General features: G+C 50.2%; 19 protein-coding genes. 16 read left to right on the top strand and 3 right to left on the bottom strand.

Translation table 11 applies throughout. The annotated features are described in order from the left end of the window. The first annotated feature begins 69 nt into the window (after nt 1–69). Entirely contained in the window at nt 70–1,857 is a 1,788-nt protein-coding gene (gene thiC / locus ACQ4MX_RS10495; protein ID WP_431090477.1) for a phosphomethylpyrimidine synthase ThiC, read from the top strand. Between the two features lie 118 nt (nt 1,858–1,975). Here thiC and ACQ4MX_RS10490 read toward each other — a convergent pair whose 3' ends face one another. Continuing rightward, nucleotides 1,976–2,128 carry a hypothetical protein gene (locus ACQ4MX_RS10490; protein ID WP_010348453.1) on the bottom strand — a complete coding sequence of 51 codons (153 nt, stop codon included), beginning with the start codon at nt 2,126–2,128 and terminating at the stop codon, nt 1,976–1,978. Between the two features lie 485 nt (nt 2,129–2,613). Here ACQ4MX_RS10490 and ACQ4MX_RS10485 point away from each other — a divergent pair, with 485 nt between their 5' ends. Beyond that, entirely contained in the window at nt 2,614–3,450 is an 837-nt protein-coding gene (locus ACQ4MX_RS10485; protein ID WP_192512655.1) for a YitT family protein, read from the top strand. A gap of 143 nt (nt 3,451–3,593) precedes the next feature. Here the strand turns inward: ACQ4MX_RS10485 and acnA are convergent, their stop codons facing one another. Beyond that, entirely contained in the window at nt 3,594–6,305 is a 2,712-nt protein-coding gene (gene acnA / locus ACQ4MX_RS10480; protein ID WP_431090476.1) for an aconitate hydratase AcnA, read from the bottom strand. 455 nt (nt 6,306–6,760) lie between these two features. Between acnA and ACQ4MX_RS10475 the strand changes: the two genes are divergently transcribed. From ACQ4MX_RS10475 to ACQ4MX_RS10410, 14 genes are all read left to right on the top strand, one after another. Beyond that, on the top strand, nt 6,761–7,756 hold the full coding sequence (locus ACQ4MX_RS10475) for an amidase domain-containing protein (RefSeq protein WP_431090475.1): 996 nt from the start codon (nt 6,761–6,763) through the stop codon (nt 7,754–7,756). Between the two features lie 72 nt (nt 7,757–7,828). After that, a complete protein-coding gene (locus tag ACQ4MX_RS10470; protein ID WP_431090473.1) occupies nt 7,829–8,917 on the top strand; it encodes a D-alanine--D-alanine ligase in 1,089 nt (362 codons plus the stop codon). 98 nt (nt 8,918–9,015) lie between these two features. Next, a complete protein-coding gene (locus ACQ4MX_RS10465) occupies nt 9,016–9,330 on the top strand; it encodes a hypothetical protein (protein WP_025685344.1) in 315 nt (104 codons plus the stop codon). Nucleotides 9,331–9,462: 132 nt separating this feature from the next. Then, the gene (gene uvsE / locus ACQ4MX_RS10460) at nt 9,463–10,464 is read left to right on the top strand and encodes a UV DNA damage repair endonuclease UvsE (protein ID WP_431090471.1); all 1,002 of its coding nucleotides are present in this window, start codon (nt 9,463–9,465) and stop codon (nt 10,462–10,464) included. A gap of 173 nt (nt 10,465–10,637) precedes the next feature. Continuing rightward, nucleotides 10,638–11,504, top strand: coding sequence for an inositol monophosphatase family protein (locus ACQ4MX_RS10455; protein WP_431090469.1), 867 nt, complete (start codon nt 10,638–10,640; stop codon nt 11,502–11,504). Between the two features lie 37 nt (nt 11,505–11,541). After that, nucleotides 11,542–11,784 carry a hypothetical protein gene (locus ACQ4MX_RS10450; RefSeq protein WP_014279802.1) on the top strand — a complete coding sequence of 81 codons (243 nt, stop codon included), beginning with the start codon at nt 11,542–11,544 and terminating at the stop codon, nt 11,782–11,784. A gap of 173 nt (nt 11,785–11,957) precedes the next feature. Beyond that, complete coding sequence (locus ACQ4MX_RS10445) at nt 11,958–13,688, top strand: sensor histidine kinase (protein ID WP_431090468.1); 1,731 nt, start codon at nt 11,958–11,960, stop codon at nt 13,686–13,688. Further along, nucleotides 13,666–15,225 (top strand): response regulator transcription factor, encoded by a 1,560-nt coding sequence (locus ACQ4MX_RS10440; RefSeq protein WP_431090467.1) that lies wholly within the window; start codon nt 13,666–13,668, stop codon nt 15,223–15,225. Before ACQ4MX_RS10445 ends, ACQ4MX_RS10440 begins: the two co-directional genes overlap by 23 nt. A gap of 175 nt (nt 15,226–15,400) precedes the next feature. Continuing rightward, nucleotides 15,401–16,693: an ABC transporter substrate-binding protein gene (locus ACQ4MX_RS10435; RefSeq protein WP_431090466.1), complete on the top strand. Its 1,293-nt coding sequence runs from the start codon at nt 15,401–15,403 to the stop codon at nt 16,691–16,693. 231 nt (nt 16,694–16,924) lie between these two features. Further along, nucleotides 16,925–17,833, top strand: a complete 909-nt coding sequence (locus tag ACQ4MX_RS10430; protein WP_431090465.1) for a carbohydrate ABC transporter permease — start codon at nt 16,925–16,927, stop codon at nt 17,831–17,833. Between the two features lie 5 nt (nt 17,834–17,838). Continuing rightward, nucleotides 17,839–18,678 carry a carbohydrate ABC transporter permease gene (locus tag ACQ4MX_RS10425; RefSeq protein WP_431090464.1) on the top strand — a complete coding sequence of 280 codons (840 nt, stop codon included), beginning with the start codon at nt 17,839–17,841 and terminating at the stop codon, nt 18,676–18,678. 43 nt (nt 18,679–18,721) lie between these two features. Then, on the top strand, nt 18,722–19,849 hold the full coding sequence (locus ACQ4MX_RS10420) for a rhamnogalacturonan acetylesterase (RefSeq protein ID WP_431090463.1): 1,128 nt from the start codon (nt 18,722–18,724) through the stop codon (nt 19,847–19,849). A 73-nt stretch (nt 19,850–19,922) separates the two neighbouring features. Next, nucleotides 19,923–20,957, top strand: a complete 1,035-nt coding sequence (locus ACQ4MX_RS10415) for a glycoside hydrolase family 88/105 protein (RefSeq protein ID WP_431091299.1) — start codon at nt 19,923–19,925, stop codon at nt 20,955–20,957. A 14-nt stretch (nt 20,958–20,971) separates the two neighbouring features. After that, nucleotides 20,972–21,376 carry a sensory rhodopsin transducer gene (locus tag ACQ4MX_RS10410; protein WP_431090462.1) on the top strand — a complete coding sequence of 135 codons (405 nt, stop codon included), beginning with the start codon at nt 20,972–20,974 and terminating at the stop codon, nt 21,374–21,376. Between the two features lie 143 nt (nt 21,377–21,519). Here the strand turns inward: ACQ4MX_RS10410 and ACQ4MX_RS10405 are convergent, their stop codons facing one another. Then, the gene (locus ACQ4MX_RS10405) at nt 21,520–22,479 is read right to left on the bottom strand and encodes a DMT family transporter (RefSeq protein WP_431090461.1); all 960 of its coding nucleotides are present in this window, start codon (nt 22,477–22,479) and stop codon (nt 21,520–21,522) included. Nucleotides 22,480–22,552: the final 73 nt, after the last annotated feature.

Below are 22,552 nucleotides of genomic sequence, written 5' to 3'. Positions count from 1 at the left end.
GCATAGATAGCCAGCCTGGGGATGGTTCCGGATCGGTGTGTCATTTCATCGAAACGGGAGGAATGGACAATGAAACCGACAGAAACAGAAGGAACAGCAGGGAACGCAGTGGATGAACAGACAGGAGGAGTGAAGCCCTTTCCGGGGAGCCGCAAGGTATATATTCAAGGCTCGCGGCCGGACATTGCCGTACCAGAGCGTGAAATCGCCCTGCATCCCACACATACGCCGCAGGGCACGGAGCATCATGAGCCGTTGCGTGTGTATGATACGAGCGGTCCCATGACCGATGAAGCCTATCAGGTTGATATCCGTAAGGGCTTGCCTCCATTACGGCGAGCCTGGGCACTGGAACGGGGTGATGTGGAGGTTTACGAGGGGCGCGCCGTCAAGCCGGAGGATAACGGGTTGAAGCCCGGCTCCAAACGGGAGACGGCTGAATTTCCCGGCGTCACCAGCCTTCCGCTCCGTGCGCGGCAAGGGCGTAGTGTAACGCAAATGCATTATGCGCGGCAAGGGATCATTACGCCCGAAATGGAATTTGCGGCCATCCGCGAAGGGGTGGAGCCTGAGTTTGTGCGGCAGGAGTTGGCGGCAGGACGAGCTATTTTGCCTTCAAATATCAATCACCCGGAAAGTGAGCCGATGGTGATTGGTCGTCATTTTCACGTGAAGATTAATGCGAACATTGGTAATTCTGCGGTTACGTCCTCCATCGAGGAGGAAGTGGAGAAAATGACCTGGGCTGTACGCTGGGGCTCGGATACGGTCATGGACCTGTCCACAGGCCGTAACATCCATACGACGCGTGAATGGATCATCCGTAACTCCCCTGTGCCGATTGGGACTGTACCGCTGTATCAGGCGCTTGAAAAGGTGAACGGCGAAGCAGAGGCGCTAACATGGGAGATGTATCGTGATACGCTGATTGAGCAGGCGGAGCAGGGCGTGGACTATTTCACCATTCATGCGGGCGTGCTGCTGCGGTATATTCCGATGACGGCAAGCAGAATGACGGGAATTGTGTCCCGTGGAGGGTCGATCATGGCGGCTTGGTGTCTTGCGCACCATCGGGAGAACTTTTTGTACACGCATTTTGAAGAAATATGCGAAATTATGAAAGCCTACGATGTGGCCTTTTCCCTCGGAGACGGTCTGCGTCCAGGCAGTATCTATGATGCGAATGATGAAGCACAGTTTGCTGAGCTGGATACGTTGGGCGAGTTAACGCAAATTGCCTGGAAGCATGATGTTCAGGTTATGATTGAAGGGCCGGGACATGTCCCGATGCACAAAATTAAGGAGAATGTGGACCTACAAATGGAGATTTGCAAGGAAGCTCCCTTTTATACACTGGGACCGCTCACGACGGATATTGCACCTGGCTATGATCATATTACCTCGGCGATCGGGGCAGCGATGATTGGTTGGTTCGGGACGTCCATGCTGTGCTATGTTACGCCGAAGGAGCATTTGGGTCTGCCAAACAAGGATGACGTTCGTGAAGGTGTTATTACGTACAAAATTGCGGCACATGCTGCCGATCTGGCGAAAGGCCATCCACGGGCGCAGCAGCGGGACGATGCTTTGTCCAAGGCACGCTTTGAATTCCGCTGGCGTGACCAGTTCAATCTTTCGCTCGACCCTGAGCGGGCCTTGTCCTACCATGATGAGACGCTGCCAGCAGAGGGAGCCAAGGAAGCACACTTTTGCTCGATGTGCGGTCCCAAGTTTTGCAGTATGCGTATCACGCAGGACATACGCGCCTATGCGGCGGATAAGGGGCTGAATACCGAAGAAGCGGTAGCCGCCGGGATGCGTGAGAAGGCAGAGCAGTATCGGGATGCCGGGCAGTAAATCCTTAAACTTATGAACGTATGAATAACAAAAGCCGTGGTTCTCTACAGATGATGTAGGAAGCCACGGCTTTTTAGCTTATGTAAAGCGAGATCATGCAGCCGGATAAACGGCGGCTTTATTTTTTACCCATTTTCTCATTCAAAATGTCCTGAAAGCTGAGCTTCTTCTCCGAGCTGTCTTCTTTCTTCTGCATACTCACCGCGTTGGCACGTTGGTATTGGTGATGGAAAGGCATCAAGGTGTGTACAGTTAAATTCATTGTATTCATGTGGGTTGTTCCTCCAATTCCATTTTATCAAATTCAGATTGAGTTGCTTAGGACGTCTGTATAGGACTATTCGTATGTACTTGATGTCGTAATACCGGGTAGACTGCTTGGTAATGTTTCAATCATTATAAACGCATTTTTTCAAATTAAAACTTTTTTGACATAAAACAGGAAAATGGTCATGCGTGTCCAAAATTTGGATTAGGCGGATGGTCATTTTGAGGGAAAATGTGCCTAGGTCCAAAACAAGGGCCAGAGGCCCGTTTTCTTAGTTTAGTAGTCGGGATTGTGTTTTTCTGTCGAATACCCTTATATAAGTCAATATGAAGTCAGTCTGGTGGCGAATTAAAGTGTCAAAGTTGTATTGACTTTATGTTTGGGAGTGGATACCATGAACTGGTTGTAAGCGTGTTTTAGCTACTAGAATCAGCCAATCCATCTGGCGATTCATCCGTTGAAATGTTTGAGAAAGGACCAGAACATATATGAAAAAAAGTATTGCAGACATCGCATTTATTATTCTGGGTGCGTTTTTTTTCGCGCTGGCTGTTAATCTGTTTGTTATCCCGAATGAGTTTGGCGAGGGGGGCGTTACAGGGGTCACGATTATTTTGTACTACCTGTTTCAGTGGTCCCCTTCGATCGTCAATCTGGTGATCAATGGCTTGCTGCTGATTGTCGGATATAAATTTTTGGACAAGAGAACGACCCTGTACACCGTAATTGCGGTCGCCTTTAACTCGTTGTTTTTACATTTAACGGCCAACTGGCGGATTGATTCGCATGAGCCGACGATTAACGCCGTATTTGCCGGGGTTTTGGTGGGTATCGGGATTGGTTTGATCGTGCGGGTAGGCGGAACAACGGCGGGAACGGTCATTTTGGCCCGGATCGCCAACAAATATCTGGATTGGAACATCAGCTATGGCTTGCTGTTTTTTGATCTGATTGTTGCGTTTTCGTCCTATTTTATTATTGGCCCGGAAAAGCTTATGCTGACTATCGTTATTTTGTATGTCGGTACGAAGGTTATGGATTTTATGATCGAGGGTCTGAACCCGAAAAAAGCGGTCATGATCATTTCGGAGCATCAAAACAAAATTGCCGAGATGGTCATTACCCAAATGGATCGGGGAGTTACAGTCCTGTCAGGCCACGGGTACTACACGAAAAATCCGAAGGAAGTTCTGTATATCGTCATAAGCAAGCAAGAGGTGTCTGCGCTTAAAAAGATTGTGAAGGCTATCGACACAGCGGCGTTTATCACCATTCATGACGTGCGGGACGTGTTCGGGGAAGGCTTTTTGGATATTTCGAAGTAATTGGCGAGTACGAAGGTTATAGGGTAACATGGTTGGAAGTCGGTCCTGAGGGATCGGCTTTTTTGTTTTATATAGATAAAAAATACCCCCGATTCGCAGATAGAGCTGCAATCGGGGGTTCTTCACATTTGACGTTCAAAAACTTAGTCTGCGATCATTTGACGCAATACGGTTTGCAGAATACCACCGTTGTGGTAGTAGTCGATATCGACGGTGCTGTCCAGACGGGCAGTTACCGGGAACTCGAACTTCGTGCCATCCTCGCGTTTGGCTACAACGGTAAGCTCTTGACCCGGCTTCACGTCATTGTCGATGCCAAGAATGTCAAACGTTTCACGACCGTTCAGACCCAGGCTGGACCAGCCGTAGCCTTCCTGGAATTGCAGTGGAAGCACGCCCATGCCGACCAGGTTACTGCGGTGAATCCGCTCGAAGCTTTCTGCAATGACGGCTTTGACACCCAGCAGAAGCGTACCCTTCGCTGCCCAGTCACGGGAGCTGCCTGTGCCGTATTCCTTGCCGGCAATAACGATCAGGTTTTGATCGGCTGCCTGATATTTCATAGATGCATCGTAGATGGACATTTCCTCATCCGTCGGCAAGTATTTGGTCACGCCGCCCTCAGTGCCGGGAGCTACGTTGTTGCGGATACGAATGTTGGCGAATGTACCGCGCATCATGACCTCGTGGTTACCGCGACGGGAGCCGTAGGAGTTGAAGTCCTTGCGTTCCACGCCATGCTCCTTCAAGTACAGTCCTGCCGGGCTGGAAGGGGCGATGTTGCCTGCTGGTGAGATATGGTCCGTAGTGACCGAATCATTCAACAGGGCAAGCACACGGGCATTACGGATTTCCTTGATATCCTGCACGCCATCCTGAAGTTTTTCAAAGAATGGTGGATTTTGAATATAAGTTGATTTTTCATCCCATTCATACAGTTCGCCTTCAGGAACCGGAATGGAGTTCCATTTTTCATTGGCAGTAAATACATTCTCATATTTACGACGGAACATATCCGGGCTGAGAGACAGGCTGATCGCTTCCTTAATTTCCTCGGAAGTTGGCCAGATGTCTTTCAGGTAGACTGGCTGATTGTCCTGATCGTAACCGAGCGGATCATTCACCAAATCAATGTTCACCGTACCTGCCAGCGCATAAGCAACAACCAGTGGCGGTGAGCCGAGATAGTTGGCTTTGACTTGCGCATGCACGCGGCCCTCAAAGTTCCGGTTACCGGAAATGACCGCACCAACCGTCAGATCATTGTCTGTGATGGCCTGACTAACTTCGTCAGGAAGCGGACCGGAGTTACCGATGCAGGTCGCGCAGCCATAGCCAGCCACATGGAAGCCGAGTGCTTCCAGCGGACCGATCAGCCCTGCTTTTTGCAGGTATTCCGTCACGACAAGGGAGCCCGGCGTCAAGCTGGTTTTCACATAGCCCGGCTTTTTGAGCCCGCGTTGTACTGCCTTTTTGGCGAGCAAGCCTGCGCCCAGCATAACGCTAGGGTTGGAAGTGTTTGTGCAGCTTGTGATAGCCGCAATCACGACTGCGCCAGTGCCCAGCTCGCTGGTGGAGCCGTCCGGGTGGGTCAGCGGAATCTTCTGCGCGATCTTTTCATCACTCAGTCCGTAGCCGCCTTTGTCCACAGGGGTACGGATAATGCCTTCAAAGGTTTCCTTCATGCGGCTAAGTTCAACACGGTCTTGCGGACGTTTGGGACCCGCGAGACTTGGTACAACCGAAGCCAGATCCAGCTCAATCGTATCACTGAACACAGGGTCCGGCGTATCGGATGTGCGGAACATGCCTTGCGCTTTGTAATATTCCTCTACAAGACCCACTTGCTCATCAGAACGTCCGGTGCTGCGCAGGTAGGCCAGCGTTTCCGCATCGACCGGGAAGAAGCCAACCGTTGCGCCGTATTCCGGTGCCATATTGGCAACCGTTGCACGGTCAGCCAAGCTGATGTTAGCCAGGCCGGGTCCGTAAAATTCCACGAATTTGCCGACTACGCCTTTTTTACGCAGCATTTGGGTTACAGTGAGTGCCAGATCGGTGGCGGTAGAGCCTTCCGTCAGACTGCCTGTCAGCTTGAAGCCGATAACATCGGGAGTGACAAAATACAGCGGTTGCCCCAGCATACCCGCCTCTGCTTCAATCCCGCCGACGCCCCAGCCTACAACACCCAGGCCGTTAATCATCGTCGTATGGGAATCCGTTCCGACGAGGGAATCCGGGAAGACGACGGTTTCGCCGTCAATGGTTTTGGTGGCGGCCACGGATGCGAGATACTCCAGATTGACCTGATGGACGATACCGGTGGACGGTGGCACTGCACGGAAGTTGTTGAACGCCGTTTGCGCCCAGCGCAGAAAACGGTAACGTTCCTCGTTACGCTCAAATTCTACATTAATATTATAGTCCAGCGCTTCACTGGTACCGAAGGCATCGACCATAACCGAGTGGTCGATAACGAGATCGACGGGTACGAGCGGGTTGATTTGTTTCGGATCGCCGCCCGCTTTTTTCACAGTATCGCGCATGGCTGCCAAATCGACAACCACCGGAACACCGGTGAAATCCTGAAGTACGATGCGTGCAGGGATGAACGGAATTTCCTTGTTGGTGTCACGATCCTCAGCCCAGCCTGTAAGCTGTTGCACATGCTCCTCAGTTATTGCGCGTCCATCGAATTGGCGCACAGCGGCTTCCAGCAACACTTTAATGGAGAAAGGCAGCTTGGCGATACCGCTTTTTCCTTGTTCCTCCAGTGCCTTGAGACTGTAATAACGGTAAGGCTTGCCGTTAACTTCGAGACTGCGGGCAATGGAGAATTGATCTTTTCCTGGCATAAGTATTACCTCCTTGAAGTGGATGCTTGGGAAAAATAGGGATGTCGTTTTTTCGACGTCTTGCACAGTTGGTTTAATTTGGTTGCGCTCTCATGAAAGCAGCATGGCTGATTTGAAGAATAACCGATTAACCTATGGATAACCGTTATTTTCATAATAGAGGAGAAGATGATTTTAATTAGTTTCATTAGATGAAACCTAATTTCAAAATATTGTTTCTGTATTAAGTATACCGTTTTCAATCGATTACGTAAAGTTTTTTTGGCCTAATTTGTACACCGAAGCCTGGAAAATAAAACGTTCCTCTTTCTTGTGTTTCCGTGTTCATACCAAGCTTTAGAGATTCATACTTATAGATAGAGAGCCATATCAGGCTATAGAGGGAAGTAAGAAAGTTATTCAGTATCCCGGCTATTCCCAAACAGGGATGGCGGGACGGAAATGGAGGGACAGGGATGGGGGAGCGGGAATGGAAGCAGGCCCTTTTTGCTTATGTGAACCAATATAACCGGAGTGAGGTGAACAGCGCTCCACAGCCGGATGAATATCTGGAGGTAGGTCAGCGGATGGAGCGTGCAGCCCGTACGGCCAGATTGGAACAGTGGTATAACGAGCGGAACGCCGTTCCATTACGTAGCGAAACACGCGCCAAGCCGCTGCGAATTGTGCAGGATACGCCGGAAGAGGCTGTAGTGGATGTACAACTGCATGTCCGGCTCTTTTATGAAAAAGGCGGAATGACCCACCGGGAGGATCGTATTGAACGGGAACGTCTGACGTTCACGCGCGAGGGTGAAGCCTGGCAGGTGGCAAGAATCGAGCGTGATCCTGCAGAACGAAAGCCAGCGGGGGGAGAGGTTCCTTTTGAACAGGCTTCGTTTAATCAGGGAGGGAATCTGCCGCTGCTGAATCAAGGTGTACTGGGCTTTGGCTCATCAGCACGCCCCAGCCGATATCGCCGGGAAGAGGCGGCAGCCTATGCGGATCAGTGGTGGGATAGCTTCAACCCGGAGTTTGAAGGTTTTGATGTGGATTGCACCAATTATATCTCGCAATGCCTCTTTGCAGGGGGAGCACCGATCCACTATACTGGTAAAAGAGAATCGGGCTGGTGGTACAAAGGACGGGTCGCCGGACGTGAGCTGTGGAGCTACAGTTGGGCAGTTTCCAACAGTCTGGAGCGGTATTTGGGCTCCAGCTCGTGGGGGTTGACCGCCGAGCAGGTGAGTCGTCCGGAGCAGCTAATGCTGGGAGACGTCATTTTTTATGATTGGGATGGTGACGGCATCTTTCAGCACAGCACGGTGGTAACGGCCTTTGATGCGGGCGGAATGCCGCTTGTCAATGCGCATACGGTAAGCTCCAGGCACCGTTATTGGGACTACAAAAATTCGTATGCGTGGACGGACAACACGGTGTATCGCTTTTATCATATCGCCGACTATTTTTAAATGAAATGTTTATAACAGGTACAGTGACGCAAATCAGGCACAATGACGAAAGCAGGAAAGCGGAGGATAGGCATGGCAAAACAAAAATTGACCGTAGGGCTGGTGTACGGCGGCAAATCGGGCGAACATGAGGTTTCGCTGCAAACGGCGTATGCGGTACTGAACGCTTTTGATTATGAGAAATACGAGATTATTCCTTTTTATATTACGAAGGCTGGCGATTGGCGCAGAGGGTCGCTGCTTGACGCACCTTTGGCTTCCGTAGATCAATTGAAGCTGGAGCGCGCAGAGAGCGGTACGAAGGCGGCATTAGATACGTTGTTTGGTAAGCTGTACGGAGAGCAGACGCTGGATGTGCTGTTCCCGCTGCTGCACGGCACCTTTGGTGAGGACGGAACGATTCAGGGCTTGTTCGAAATGGCAGATATGCCTTATGTCGGTGCAGGTGTGCTGGCTTCTGCCGCAGGGATGGACAAAGGCGTCATGAAGAAGCTGTTTGAGCATGCAGGATTGCCGCAAGTGAAATACTGTTATTTTAACAGTACACAGTGGTCACAAACGAGTCATGATTTGGTGCGCCACATGGAAACCGAGTTAGGGTACCCGTGCTTCGTCAAACCGGCGAATCTGGGATCAAGTGTCGGCATTTCCAAAGCCAATAACCGGGAAGAGCTGGAAAAAGCAGTCGAGCTGGCTCTGCAATTTGATCTGAAGGTCATTGTGGAGGAGTATGTCGATGCCCGCGAGGTCGAGGTCAGCGTACTTGGCAACGACGAGCCGATTGCTTCCGTACCGGGGGAAATTGTATCGTCCAGTGACTATTACGACTATGCTGCCAAATACACGGACGGCCAATCAGAAATGCTCATTCCGGCACCGCTCGACGAGGAAGTGGCGGATCGTATCCGTGAAGCTGCATTGCAGGCATTCCGCGCTCTGGAGGGCTGCGGGATTTCCCGAGCCGATTTCTTCGTCAGACGTTCGGACGGACATATTCTTATTAATGAAATAAACACGATGCCGGGCTTTACGCCGTTCAGTATGTATCCATTGCTGTGGAGAGAAACGGGCGTATCCTATCAAAGCTTGCTGGACCGCATGATTGCGCTCGCACTGGAGCGTTATGAACGCAGGTCTGCGTTGCACTATGAGAACTCATAAAACGAACCAGGGGGAGCTGATCACTCCCCTTTTTGTTCATATACACGGTTTACAATCAGGATTTGCAAATCCTTAATCACGAAAGGTGGCGGCTAAACATGGGCTTTCAAACGGAATTTAACTCGGTGTGCAAATTCAAGAGCGAACAGGAATTGTACGAACTGCTGGAATACGGACGCGGTAAAATGGTTAAATCCGGACTGCGTGTGTTCCCGACAGGCCAGAAGGTCATCGCTTACAGTGCGGACAATGTGGCAGTTGCCATCGTGCAGATTGTCGGCTGTATTGCCGAAATCAATTTTCAGGGCGACGAAGTGACCGAGGTTGAAATGATCCTCATTCGCAAGCTGAATGAAGAGGAAGCAAGAATTCAGACCGCCTTGGCGGATGAAATGTTTTTTGGAGCGCAATAGACAGGTGAAGGACAGATTAACGCCGAATCAGAGGGGGCTTTTCCGGGTATGATTCAGTAGAAAAGGGTTTGAGGTCACAGAACGAAAGTGGCCTCGCCATCTACTGCGATCTGTTGAAAGGAAGGACACCCTATGATAGTAAGGTTCGGCTATGTAGCCATGTCAGTCACCGTACAAAATGCGTCGCCCTCCAAAACGATGACGCTCGCCAGCTTTAACAAAATTGGAGATCGAGAGGCCGCGATTCGCAAGCTGGAGCGGATTGCAGCCGAAAATCTGCATAATACACTGCGGCTGCTGCGTCATAATCGGGCGAGCGATATCAAGGTGTACCGTTTTTCATCCAAGCTGATTCCGCTGGCGACTCATCAGGATTTGCGTGACTGGGACCCTTTTCAGGCGCTTGCCGCTGATTTTGCAGAGGTCGGGAATGTTGTCAAAGCGAACGGGATGAGGGTATCGTTTCACCCGGATCATTTTACAGTGCTGAGCACTCCCCGCCCGGAAGTGCTGCAAAGCTCCATTAACGATCTCAAGCATCATAAAGCGATGCTGGAGGCGATGGGACTTGGTGCGGATGCCAAGAACAACATTCATATCGGCGGCGCGTATGGAGACAAGGTGACGTCGAGTCAGCGTTTTGTAGAGCAAGTGGGTGCGCTGGAGCTTTCGTTAAGGGAACGAATGACGCTGGAAAATGATGATAAAACGTTTAATGCGATGGAAACGCTGGAAGCGTGCAAGCGGACGGGGCTGCCGATGGTTCTCGACATTCATCATCAATGGGTAAATAACGAGGGCGAGAAGTCGTGGGAGCTGTGGCCCGGCATTTTGGATACATGGAAAGGGGAATTGGCTCAAACGGGTTCTTCTCCCGATGATCCACTACCCCCAAAAATCCATGCATCCAGTCCCAAAAGTGAAAAGGACCCCCGCGGTCATGCGGACGGTGTCCAGGTGGAGCCACTGCTTACTTTTTTGCGCAACATTGCCAGATATACGAATCAGATTGATGTCATGCTTGAAGCCAAACGCAAGGATGAAGCGTTGTTCAGACTGATGGACGAACTGCGTGCACGTGAAGGTGACGGAGTGAAGGTGCTGGATGGGGCTTCGGTAGAAATTACGCCTTAAAGAATAGTGTTCCGCGGATAATGCTCCCATTTAGAGAAACTTTATGAAGCTTATTGTGTATACTAGAATGTGTAAACTAGCATGTGTACCTTTAATAGAGATGGTTAAGAAACTGTACTGTAATGCAGCTTCGTAAACCACGTAACAATGATATAGAAAGTAGAGTGAACACGTTGAATGAACATGAAAACGAAAAGGTTCCCTATATCGTATCAGGAAAAAGCTATACCGCTGTGGCCATTAACGCAGCATCCAAAGCCGGGGAATGGATCAAAAGCAGACTGGGTACCGTTGAGCAGTTAAGCACCAAGCAGTCTTCGACGGACCTTGTGACCGAAGTGGATAAAGGTGCGGAGCAAATGATCCGCAGACTGATTCTTACCCATTTTCCCGACCATGCCATTCTGGGCGAAGAGAGTGTAGAGCCGGGGGCTGAGGCTTCTGCCCGTGCGTTGGAGGCTGCTCGTGAAGAGGAATATTTGTGGATTATTGATCCGGTAGACGGCACTACCAATTTTGTACACAGCCTGCCGTACTACAGTGTATCTATCGCCTTGGCCCACCGTGGAGAGGTGATTGTCGGTGTCATTTATGATCCGTCCCGCGACGAAATGTTTGTGGCTGAAAAAGGTAAGGGCGCGTATGTGCATGGCAATCCGATGAGAGCATCCAGAGAAGAAACACTGGGAGATAGTCTGGTGTGCATCGGCTTCCCGCCGGACCGCACTTTTGCACAGCCGCTAAATATGAAGATTACACAGGCACTTACACCTCAGGTGAGAGGTATCCGGGCGCTTGGCTCGGCAGCATTGCATTTGGCCTACGTGGCTTCAGGACGGCTTACAGCTTACTGTGAAATCGGTCTGAATGCTTGGGATGTGGCAGCGGGCGCTTTGCTGGTGCAGGAATCGGGCGGAACGGTCACAGATACGCTCGGTAGACCTTATGACCTGAGTGTGCGACATATTGCAGCGACCAATACGGCTATTCATTCTCAACTCATTCAAGTGCTGAAAGAAGCAGACGCAACCGGGTTATAATACACCTATATCGCTTATCGCTGAAGGAGGAAGGATGATGGGCCAATCCGAGGATTTGGAGCGCGAGCTCAGTGAATTGCTGACGGAAGGCGAAATTCGTGAGAATGAGGCCAAAAAACGCGAACGGCTCACTCCTAAATATGAGGTGCGGATTCAAACTCATATCGACCCTATTGTGGAGGAGACGCGTAAATACCGCAGCATGGCACGGGAACTGGATGATCGATACGATGAATATATGAGCAAGGCGGACAAATCGAAACCAACCGACAAACGCTGAGCGAACACAAATACCTCTTGCCGAATGACCAAGGCATGGGGTATTTTGTATGATGTACAGCTTTATCGTGCAATCTCCATTCCAGGCTGGACTAGGCAGACGAGCGAAGGAGGCGACATCCACTGATCACTTATTTTAAAAACGCTTTCAAAAATGCCGGAATCCATCATAAAATGGTACTGCTGATTACGGTGCTCATGCTGGTTAATTTTGCGGTTGTTGCAGTCATACTTAAATACGTATTTCATATTTATGATAATCAAATGTATAAAAAGACATCCGAAGTACTCAACATTTCTTCAATCGGCATTGAAAATGAGCTGAAGGATGTTGAAAAAGTTACTTTCAAGGTGACAACAGATGAGCAGCTTCAGCGGTATTTGCTACAATTGGAAAAGGAAACCTCACCTTATGCCAAAATGGTGCTGCGTAAAAAAATAACCAACAGGCTTATCGCCTTCGCAGGCTCTGAAACCTATATCTACTCCATGATGGTGATCGACAAAGAGGGGCAAGTCATGAGTGCGGGCAACCGCGAGGGCATTCCCCAGGAGCTTCGCTCCACCCTGTCTATGCTGGCAGACGAATATGACGGCTCCAATGCATGGTATGTGGCGGGTCACTCCTCCCTGCTGGCTGCGAGGCAGTTCAAATCCTTTACGGATTCCAACTTTACCCTGAACGGACTCGGAACGCTGGCGATTCGTGTACGGATTGACCGGATTGTAGCCGACCGTGTGCAGACTTCTGGTGGTGACGGACAGCTAATGATCACCGATGGAAGACGTATGATCTATCCCGAAACACCGCTGTTGAGTGACAGCGATATTCAGGCCGAGCTTGGGCGAAAGCAGCCTTATGGTATTGCAACCTACACAGGCGGAACCTTTTTCGCAGCTCAAACCAAATCCTCCTATACGGGCTGGACGTATTTGCATATGACCCCCTTCGACGACATGTTTCGCAGTATTACGATCATCAAAGAAATTGTAAGCGCAATTTTTGTCATTATGCTTCTGATCGCGCTGGCACTGGGGGCCCGACTATCTGGCAGTATTACGAAGCCGATCGTTCAATTAATCCAGAACATGCGTAAAATTGAAAAAGGTGATCTGGATCGTCTGGAGGAGGAAGCTCTCGGCGCGGTTCCGCTTTCCACACAGGATGAGGTGGGCTTGCTGCACCGTACCTATAAGAAGATGATCCGCCGTATCCGTGAGCTGATTAATGAGAATGTGGCAAAGCAGCTATTGCTGCGGGAAACGGAGCTTAAAGCGCTTCAGGCGCAGATTAATCCGCATTTTTTGTATAACACGCTGGAGTCCGTGAACTGGCTCGCCAAGGCGAATAAGCAGGATCGGATTTCGGAAATGGTGGAGGCGCTGGCCTTTCTGCTACGCAGTGCCGTCAGTTTTGAAGAACAGCTCATTCCACTTCGAAAAGAGCTGGATATTGTGCGAAGTTATGTAACGATCCAAAAAACACGCTTCGACGAGCGACTCGTTTTCCATCTGGATGTACCGGAAGAACTGATGGACGCGCAAATTCCGAAGTTAACGCTCCAGCCTTTGGTAGAGAATGCGATTCATTACGCGCTGGAGCCGCGAATTGAGCCATGTCGGATTGCTATCATTGCCCGGGAGCAAGAAGGTGCGTTGTTGCTGCGGGTCGAGGATGACGGGCCGGGCATGACTCAGGATTTTTTGGAGCAGCTGCGGAGCGGGCAGGTCGCTACACGGGGGCAGGGTATTGGGCTTGCCAACATTCAGGAGCGGATTGACCTGACGTTTGGTACACCGTGGGGCATAGAGCTGCATAGCGAGTCAGGAACAGGAACGTCGATTCATGTCTGTATTCCATATGTGAAAGGGGATCAGGATCATGTACAAGGTGCTGCTGGTTGATGATGAGCGTATGATTTTGGAAGGTATATCACAGGTGGTAGATTGGGGCAAAGCAGGTACGAGGCTGGTCGGTACGGCACGTAATGGGATTGAGGCGTATGATCAGATTCAGGCCAGCCCGCCTGATTTTGTCATTAGCGATATCTCTATGCCCGGACTGGACGGAATCGGACTGGTGGCGAGAACGACGGAGCATTTTCCGGACGTTCGTTTCATTCTGTTGTCTGGTTATAAGGATTTTGATTATGCCTGTCGGGCCATGCAATACGGGGTAAAGCACTATTTGTTGAAGCCCTGCAACGAGCGGCAAATCCATGAGGCGCTGACCGAGCTGGGGCAGGAGCGGGAGGAACAGGATGAACGCAAGCAGTTCGTGAACCGGATGAAGCTTGATTTTCAGCGTATGCTGCCTCATGTGAAGGAGCATTTTTTGAAAGAGTTTATTTCCTATAAAACTTACGGCAGTCGGGATATCGCTTTTTATGAGCGGTTATTCAGTCTGGAACTGCAAGATAAGCAGGTTCGGATGCTCCTACTGCGGGTCGAGGAATCCCATGAGCCGGAGCATCTGTTTGCGCTGCAAAATATTGCGGCAGATTTAATGGACGATGTATTGCTAGGGACGACCATGCAAGGACAACTGCTCATCGTGCTGGAGAGCGGGGATGACACGTCACGGCTGATGAAGCAGATTGAGGCGGTGCGTGCGACGTTTCGTCGCTTTTACAAGCTGGAGGTAACGGTCGCGGTTAGTGAGTCGGATAGTATGCAGCATTCACGCGGGATGTATCGGGAGACGCTTCATTGTATGAATCACCGTTTTTACACCGGGGAGGGCAGTCTGATCACCAAGGAGGATCTGGCAGCCGAAGAACCCCGGGAGATGGCAGACTTGGAGCTGGACGAAGAGAAGTTCGGCCTGCTGATTAAGGCGGGGAATACGGGGGAGGTAGCGCAGGAGATAGATCGGCTATTCGGCATCCTGTCCCGTATGAAGCTGGAAATTTCCGTGACCCGCTCCTATGTGCTGCAACTGTATGCAGCCATGATTCGCATATGTCCCGAGGAGGAACGCGCGGCATTCACCAGCCGAATGGTCGTGCTGGCTGAGCAAAAAACACTCGCTTGCCTCAAATCTTTCGTACAGGAAGCCGCCGGACGAATGACAGCGATCTACTATAAAAGCAACTTGTCCCGGCAGTCCTCCACCGTTGATAAAATGATCACTATCATCGAGCAAAACTACAGAAAATCCGATTTGTCACTGAACGGAGTGGCGGGTCAAATGCTGTACATGAATTCCGATTACTTAGGGAAAATTTTCAAAAAGGTGACGGGTGAAAACTTTTCGCATTACGTCAATCGCTACCGCATCGAGCGTGCAGCAGAGCATATTCGGGAGACGGGAGACGTGAAGGTGTTCGAGCTGGCCGAATGGTTCGGTTTCGGCGGAAACGCCCAATATTTCAGCCAAGTGTTCAAAAAATGGGCCGGCATGACCCCATCGGAGTATATTAGATCACAGGAACGGGGATGAGCTGATGGAGTCCCTCTGTTTTTTAAACCCAGAAAACCTGATTTGTGTATTCCAATGTTTCGCTGCTTTTGGGAAAATAACAACAGGAGCAAATGTAAACGCTATCAAATTAGCGTAAATACGTTGTCACTTGTATTACGGCTCCTTTCAAGAACAGCGAAAAGGGGAGAGATAGGTGGGCAAAAAAGGATGGTTTCTGATCATAGCTATGCTGCTCGTTTTGACGACGGCATGCAGCGGAGCAAATGGCGGCGGCAATTCGGGCACAAGTGCAGACGGGAAGGTAAAGTTGCGGATCGCTTGGTGGGGATCGGATACGCGTCATGAATATACGCAGAAGGTCGTCGACCTGTATAAGCAGAAAAATCCGAATGTGACGATTGATGTGGAATACGCCTCTTTTGATGACTATTGGAAAAAGCTCGCCCCGCAGGCTGCGGCAAACCAACTGCCGGATATTGTACAAATGGACATTTCGTACATTAGTCAATATGCGAAGAATGGCCAACTGGAGGATCTAGCGCCTTACTTGAATCAAAAAATTCAGGTTGCTGATGTGACCGAAAATGTACTCAAAACCGGCGTAATTGCCGGAAAGCAATATGGTATTCCAACAGGTGTTAATGTTCTGGGTTTCCAGTATGACCCGGCGTTGCTCAAAAAAGCGGGCATAGATAAAATTCCTGACAACTGGACATGGGATCAATACAAAGAACTGGCCTTGAAGGCAGGCTCCAATAAAGTATACTTTGACAGCACCATGGCTGCCGATATTTTCTTCCATTACTATTTGCGTACTCAAGGAAAGTCCCTCTACAATGCGGAAGGAACAGGATTGGGGTATGACAATGACAAGCTGTTTGTCGATTTCTTCGGCGGATTGGCTGATCTGATCAAGAAGGGGGCGACCCCGTCTCCTGAAATTATGAACCAAACGAAGGGTATTCTTGAGGAATCCGATATTGTAAAAGGAACGGGCATCGGCATTTGGCAGTGGTCCAATCAGTATGTGGGCTTACAGCAAGTCGTTAACCGCCCAATGGCGCTGGCTCCGATGTTTGGGCCGAATATGGAAAAAGGTATCTACATGCAGCCTACGATGTATTGGACGGTCGCTGCCCGTTCGCAGGTGAAGGATGAAGCGGCCAAGTTTATTGATTTCTGGATGAACGATGTGGAAGCCAATAAATTGATTAAAGGCGAACGGGGCGTACCGATTTCCGCCAAAATAAAGGAAGCTGTAGCTCCTGAGTTGAGCGAGGCTACGAAGCAAGTGTTTGATTTTGTGGCTTCCATGGAGCCGAAAGCTTCCCCAATGAGCCCACCGCCGCCAGTTGGATCACCGGAAGTGATTGCAACGCTGACCGATTATATTGAGCAGGTCAATTTCGGACAGATGAAACCTGAGGATGCAGCGGTCAAATTCCGCGCAGATGCGAATGCCATTCTTGCGAATAATAAGCAGTAGGCAGTGCAATGGAAGCTTATCTTTGAGTGCCTGAACCAACTTTGGCATTTGGGCGAATGCAAGTTTCGTTAAGTTAACCGTGCGTAGTGCATAGCTTGATTGCGTACGGTTAACCCGACGAGCAAATTGCATAAGCTACCTTTGTATTATCATAATAAAATACACATAACAACGATTATGTAATATTTTTAATCCAATCTATTTAGGAAATTGTAACAGAAGGGAGGCTTGATGAGCTTGCGAAATCATCAGAGCTTGAAAGCCAATATGACCGGATATGCGTTTATCAGCCCGTTTATTGTGGGCTTTCTCGCGTTTACGTTAATTCCGATGTTTATTTCACTGTATCTGTCCTTTACAAGCTACAATCTGTTCACCCCGCCCAAATGGATTGGTCTCGGGAACTTCGAGAAAATGTTCACAGGCGACCCGAAATACTGGAATTCAATCCGAGTCACGTTTACGTATGTACTGGTTGGCGTACCGCTGCGACTGATTTTTGCGCTGTTCGTGGCTATGATTTTGAATACCAAATCGCGCATGGTCGGCACGTATCGGACGATGTATTATCTGCCGTCCATTATCGGGGGCAGTGTTGCGGTGTCCATTATGTGGCGGAACATTTTCAGTAATAACGGCATTGTGAACAGCCTGCTTTCGACCCTGGGGGCGACTCCGGTGAAATGGTTTGGTGATCCGGATGCTTCACTGACGATGCTGATCACCTTGTCTGTATGGCAATTTGGTTCGTCCATGCTCATTTTTCTGGCAGGATTGAAGAATATTCCTGTTGAATTGTACGAGGCGTCCGGCGTAGATGGTGCTTCGCCAGTGCGAAAATTTTTCAGTATTACGCTGCCGCTGCTTAGTCCAATTATTCTATTTAACCTGATTATGCAGACGATCAGTGCCTTTATGACCTTCGTTCCGGCGTATGTTATTTCCAAGGGCGAGGGCGGTCCAATGGATGGAACGATGCTGCATTCGTTGTATTTGTTCCGGCAGGCGTTTATGTTCAGCAATATGGGATATGCGGCGGCCATGGCTTGGGTCATGCTCATTATGATTGCGATCCTGACAGCGATATTATTTATATCCTCCAAATACTGGGTATTCTATGAAACGGAAAAGGGGCGCTGATACCGATGGCATGGAAAACGTTCAAATGGCCAATTTATCACATTCTGGTCGCTGCCCTGGCGCTCCTGATGCTGTATCCCGTGTTTTGGATGCTGTTCAGCTCGTTTAAAGAAAGTCGGACGATATTCGTCACGGCATCCTCGCTTTTCCCTACAGAATGGATTTGGCAAAACTATGTGACAGGCTGGAAAGGCACGACTGGCTACAACTTTGGCACGTACATTATGAACTCGCTCACGATTGTAGTGGTTTCGACGATTGGAGCTGTGCTTTCCTCCTCATTGATCGCATTTGGCTTTGCACGTTTGAAATTCAGAGGGCGTAACTTGTGGTTTGCCCTGATGATGGTGACGCTCATGCTGCCAGGGGATGTGGTACTGGTACCGCAATATATTATTTTCACCAAGCTCGGGTGGATCAATACGATCTTGCCGCTGGTAGTACCGTCGTTTTTCGGAATGCCGTTCTTTATCTTCCTGATGGTTCAGTTTATACGGACGATACCGGCAGAGTTGGATGAAGCGGCGACGATAGATGGATGCGGCAAATTCCGGCTGTATTTTCGAATTATTTTGCCCTTGCTTAAATCGTCACTGGCTACGGCGGCAATCTTCTCTTTCTACTGGAAATGGGAGGATTTGCTCGGTCCGGTACTGTATCTGAACTCGCCGGAGAAATATACCGTTTCTATTGCACTCAAAATGTTCCTCGACAGCGAGTCTGCCTCCAACTGGGGTGGGATGTTCGCTATGTCCATCTTAAGCTTGCTACCGGTTATTGCTGTATTCTTCGCATTCCAGAAGCAGATTGTTGAAGGAATGAGTACGAGTGGATTGAAGGGATAGGGTAGGGCTAAGGGCTAAGGACTATTGCGGAGAGGTGAGTGGAATGTGGAAGTTCGATTTTGGTCCGGGTGAGCCTGCGGATAGCTACACGGGAGTACCCCCGAATTGCCTGTATAATGCCGAGCAGGGCTACGGGTTTGAAGACGTAGACCATGTGTATGGTCGGGAAAGGCGGATGTCCGACGTAACCGCACCCAAGGATACGCTCGCACGGCTGCGAAGCAGCTTTTGCATCCCTCTGGGGGCTGCGTTTGTCGTCGATGTACCGGAGGACGGGACGTATCTCGTCATTGCGCTGCTCGGCGATCCGCTCGCAGAGACGCTCACACGCCTCAAAGCGGGCGAGGGCAAGCATGTGCTGCCCCCGTTACACACGCTGCCGGGCCAGTTCACAGAGGCCCGGTTTGCGGTGCCCGTCAGGGGCGGCAAGCTGCACCTCGCCGTATCGGGCCCCGCCCCGCGGCTCAATGCGCTGGAGATTACGCCAGCGCCACAGACCGTCCGGCTGTTCCTGGCCGGAGATTCCACGGTTACGGATCAGGATGCGTCCGGCTATCCGTATACAGGCTGGGGCCAGGCTTTGCCCGCCCTGTTCAAGCATGATGTCTGCGTGGATAATCATGCCGTATCGGGAAGAAGCTCTAAAAGCTTCGTGGACGAAGGACGGCTGGACGTTATTTTGACTGAAATGAAAGCAGGAGACTTCCTGTTCATCCAGTTCGGCCATAATGATCAGAAGTCGGACCCGGAACGGGCTACAGAGCCTTTTACGACCTACAAGGAGCATCTGCGCCTCTACATTGACGGAGCCAGAAGTCACGAGGCTACTCCAGTGCTGGTCACACCTGTACACCGCCGTTATTTTAACGGGGACGGTACGCTATCCGACACACATGGTGACTATGTAACAGCGGTTCGTGAACTGGCGGAAGAGGCGAACGTGCCGCTGATTGACTTGGCTGCCCGCACGCAGGAGTTATATGAGCGGCTGGGTCCCGAGGCAAGCAAAGAGCTTTTTATGTGGCTGCTGCCCGGTGAATACTTGAACTTTTCCAGTGGCTTGGAGGATAATACACATTTTCATGAGAACGGTGCGGTCTGTATTGCAGACATGGTGGTGGATGCTGTGAAGGAGCTGGATTTGCAACCCTTACGCATGTATTTACGATAGACGGACGGATTGTTCTCGAACAGGTGTCAAGGAGGCAGTTAACGTGAAACTTACTAAAGGGGGAGACGAGGAAATGCCTGCATTGATTTTTGATGAGGAACAAATTAAACAGGTGATCGACCGGGTGGTGGAGCGTACGTTTCAAATGCACTATAGCTGGGATTGGCCTGGTGGTGTGGCCTTTTACGGGGTGTGTGAAGCCTATGAAGCAACCGGGAACGAGGAGTATTTGACCAAATTAAAGGAATGGGTCGATGAAAATATTGCGGATGGACTTCCGCCGCTCTCGGTGAACGGTGTGTCTGTGGGACACTGCTTGCTGACGCTGTATCAGGCTACAGGCGAGCAAAAATACCTTGATATCGCCATCGAGATGGCAGAATTTTTGGCCAAAAACGCTGAGCGGTTTGCCGACGGCATTTTCCAGCATACCGTGAATTCACTTCATGACGTATTTCCGCAGCAGGCGTGGGTGGATACGATGTTTATGGCGGGCTACTATTTGCTGCGCATCGGCCATCTGCTGGGCAACCGGGAGTATTGGGAGGACGGTATCCGTCAATATCACGGGCATGAGGAATTTTTGCAGGACCCGGATACGAATCTGTATTATCACGGCTGGGATCATGCGAACCAAAGCCGGATGTCGGGGATATACTGGGCGCGGGGAAATTCATGGGCAGCACTCACAATGGCAAAGGCGCTGAAATTCGTGGAGGTGCAGCATCCATCCTATATGATCATCGACGGTTCGCTGCGTGATCAGCTCAGTGCGCTGGTGCAGCTACAATCCCCGGAAGGGCTGTGGCATACGGTGCTGAATGATGAAACCTCCTATCTGGAAACCTCGGGCTCCGCAGGCATTGCGACAGCTTTGCTTATGCAGGGACGACTGTTTAACAAATACACGCAAAAGGCAATCGACGGTATTCTTTCCCGAATCAAAGAGGACGGCACCGTGACGGGTGTATCCGCTGGAACCGCCGTGATGAACGATATTGACGGCTACCGCAACGTGCCGTACAAACGCATTCAGGGCTGGGGTCAGGGATTGGCTCTTGCGTTTCTGGCACAATTGCTGCGTACCAAGGAGAATCCATTTGGGTAGAGGAGTCGGATAGCATGGGAAATACTGAGCTTCCTCAGGAAAAAGTAAACCAGCCGCGGGGCAGCTTATTCTGGGTCATCCCCGATGGATATATTCCGCCCGAAAGCCGGGGAGAGCTGCTTAGTCATGAGAGTATATGTGTGCTGAACTGCGGAACCCGTGCGGCCAAGCTGAGTATAGACATCTATTTTGAGGACCGCGAGCCGCTGGAGGGATTGATCGAGGTGGTGGAAGGAAGGCGAACCCGCCATATCCGCACGGCCTCTTTGGAGAGGGATGGTGAACGGATTCCGGCAGGCATTCCCTATGCGATTACGGTCACCAGCGACGTACCGGTGATTGTGCAATATAGCAGACTAGACACGACACAGCCCGAACTGGCGCTCATGAGCGTCATGGCGTACCCGGTTGAAGGCTGAGATATTGGCTTGAACGGGATATTTAATCTCAAGTGAACCATTCTAAGTAAAATAGATGAACTGAAAAAGATACCCTCGGGCTGTCATTTATTCCGGCTCGGGGATATCTTTTTTGTGTCAAAACCGTGAGCATTTATGTTACTTCAGTCCACTTTTAGTGATTTTGCAGCAGATGCTTTTCGCGGCTTGGAGCTTCTCTGACCTCCAAAATTGGTGCCCAACACCCCGATAATAATAATAACGGCCCCGACAATGTGATAGTATGCGAGCTGCTCCTTCAAAATGTAAGCACCCGCAATCATGGATATGAGAGTGGACAAATTACCGATGACACTCATTTTGGACGCCTCAATTCGCTTCAATGCATAGCTCGATAGCAGCGAGGTTATAAGCGTTGACAGAATGCCCAGATAGGCCAGCGCCAGCCAGTAATCAGGCTTCACCAGTGGGGCGGTATAAGCGCTCAAGGAACCATCTATCGTATGATATCCCAGTGCCACCAAGTTAAAAACGACACATCCAAGAATGGAGGTAACGTAGGTTAGTTCCAGCGGATTGTATTTTTGCGTTAATGGACGTGCCAATACATTATAGCCGGAGAGGCATATCGCAGATAGCACGAGCAGAAGAATACCTCCGAAGCTGTTCGAAGCCAGCGGCGCTCCGCTTTTCATCACGAATATAAAAATAACGCCTGCTACAGAGAGCAGCAAGGAAAGCTTTTGGACAACCGTAGTCCGCTCTTTAATAAAATAGGACGCCAGCAGCAGCGTGAAGATGGGAACGGTTGCTTGAATAATGCCGCCTTCCGATGAAGAGGTGCTCATCAGCCCGAAGGCTTGCAATGGAAAATACACTAAAGGCGAGAGCAGGGCCAGCGGTAAAATACGCAGGATATCGCGCCGCGTGATGTTAATCTTGATCCAGCCCAACACTACCGGAACCGTCAAAGCGATAAAAGACAAAGCAAAGCGGTGGGCGATTACATCCAGCGGGCTGGCTTCCGTGACCGTCAGCTTCACAAACAAAAATGAAAAACCGAGTATAGCGGCATAGCTGAGAGCAGCCAAATAGGCGGCTCCAGTTTTGGAACGACTGTGCATGATAAACCTCCGTAATGAATGGCTCAGGCGTTTTTTTTTAATTAGCCTGCGCTGAATGATTTCAACATGTTGC

Source organism: Paenibacillus sp. 8b26 (genome assembly GCF_050626875.1).
Lineage (GTDB): Bacteria > Bacillota > Bacilli > Paenibacillales > Paenibacillaceae > Paenibacillus.
The sequence above is the reverse complement of the archived record's forward strand: the minus strand, read 5'-3'. Positions and strand labels throughout refer to the sequence as shown.

Bases quoted from the DNA above. Each gene is read 5' to 3' on its own strand.
- ACQ4MX_RS10450 (WP_014279802.1), top strand. From the start codon at position 11,542: ATGGGCCAATCCGAGGATTTGGAGCGCGAGCTCAGTGAATTGCTGACG.
- uvsE (WP_431090471.1), top strand. From the start codon at position 9,463: ATGATAGTAAGGTTCGGCTATGTAGCCATGTCAGTCACCGTACAAAAT.
- ACQ4MX_RS10405 (WP_431090461.1), bottom strand. From the start codon at position 22,479: ATGCACAGTCGTTCCAAAACTGGAGCCGCCTATTTGGCTGCTCTCAGC.
- ACQ4MX_RS10465 (WP_025685344.1), top strand. From the start codon at position 9,016: ATGGGCTTTCAAACGGAATTTAACTCGGTGTGCAAATTCAAGAGCGAA.
- ACQ4MX_RS10475 (WP_431090475.1), top strand. From the start codon at position 6,761: ATGGGGGAGCGGGAATGGAAGCAGGCCCTTTTTGCTTATGTGAACCAA.
- ACQ4MX_RS10485 (WP_192512655.1), top strand. From the start codon at position 2,614: ATGAAAAAAAGTATTGCAGACATCGCATTTATTATTCTGGGTGCGTTT.
- thiC (WP_431090477.1), top strand. From the start codon at position 70: ATGAAACCGACAGAAACAGAAGGAACAGCAGGGAACGCAGTGGATGAA.
- ACQ4MX_RS10440 (WP_431090467.1), top strand. From the start codon at position 13,666: ATGTACAAGGTGCTGCTGGTTGATGATGAGCGTATGATTTTGGAAGGT.
- acnA (WP_431090476.1), bottom strand. From the start codon at position 6,305: ATGCCAGGAAAAGATCAATTCTCCATTGCCCGCAGTCTCGAAGTTAAC.
- ACQ4MX_RS10410 (WP_431090462.1), top strand. From the start codon at position 20,972: ATGGGAAATACTGAGCTTCCTCAGGAAAAAGTAAACCAGCCGCGGGGC.
- ACQ4MX_RS10430 (WP_431090465.1), top strand. From the start codon at position 16,925: ATGAGCTTGCGAAATCATCAGAGCTTGAAAGCCAATATGACCGGATAT.
- ACQ4MX_RS10425 (WP_431090464.1), top strand. From the start codon at position 17,839: ATGGCATGGAAAACGTTCAAATGGCCAATTTATCACATTCTGGTCGCT.
- ACQ4MX_RS10445 (WP_431090468.1), top strand. From the start codon at position 11,958: ATGGTACTGCTGATTACGGTGCTCATGCTGGTTAATTTTGCGGTTGTT.
- ACQ4MX_RS10420 (WP_431090463.1), top strand. From the start codon at position 18,722: ATGTGGAAGTTCGATTTTGGTCCGGGTGAGCCTGCGGATAGCTACACG.
- ACQ4MX_RS10490 (WP_010348453.1), bottom strand. From the start codon at position 2,128: ATGAATACAATGAATTTAACTGTACACACCTTGATGCCTTTCCATCAC.
- ACQ4MX_RS10415 (WP_431091299.1), top strand. From the start codon at position 19,923: ATGCCTGCATTGATTTTTGATGAGGAACAAATTAAACAGGTGATCGAC.
- ACQ4MX_RS10470 (WP_431090473.1), top strand. From the start codon at position 7,829: ATGGCAAAACAAAAATTGACCGTAGGGCTGGTGTACGGCGGCAAATCG.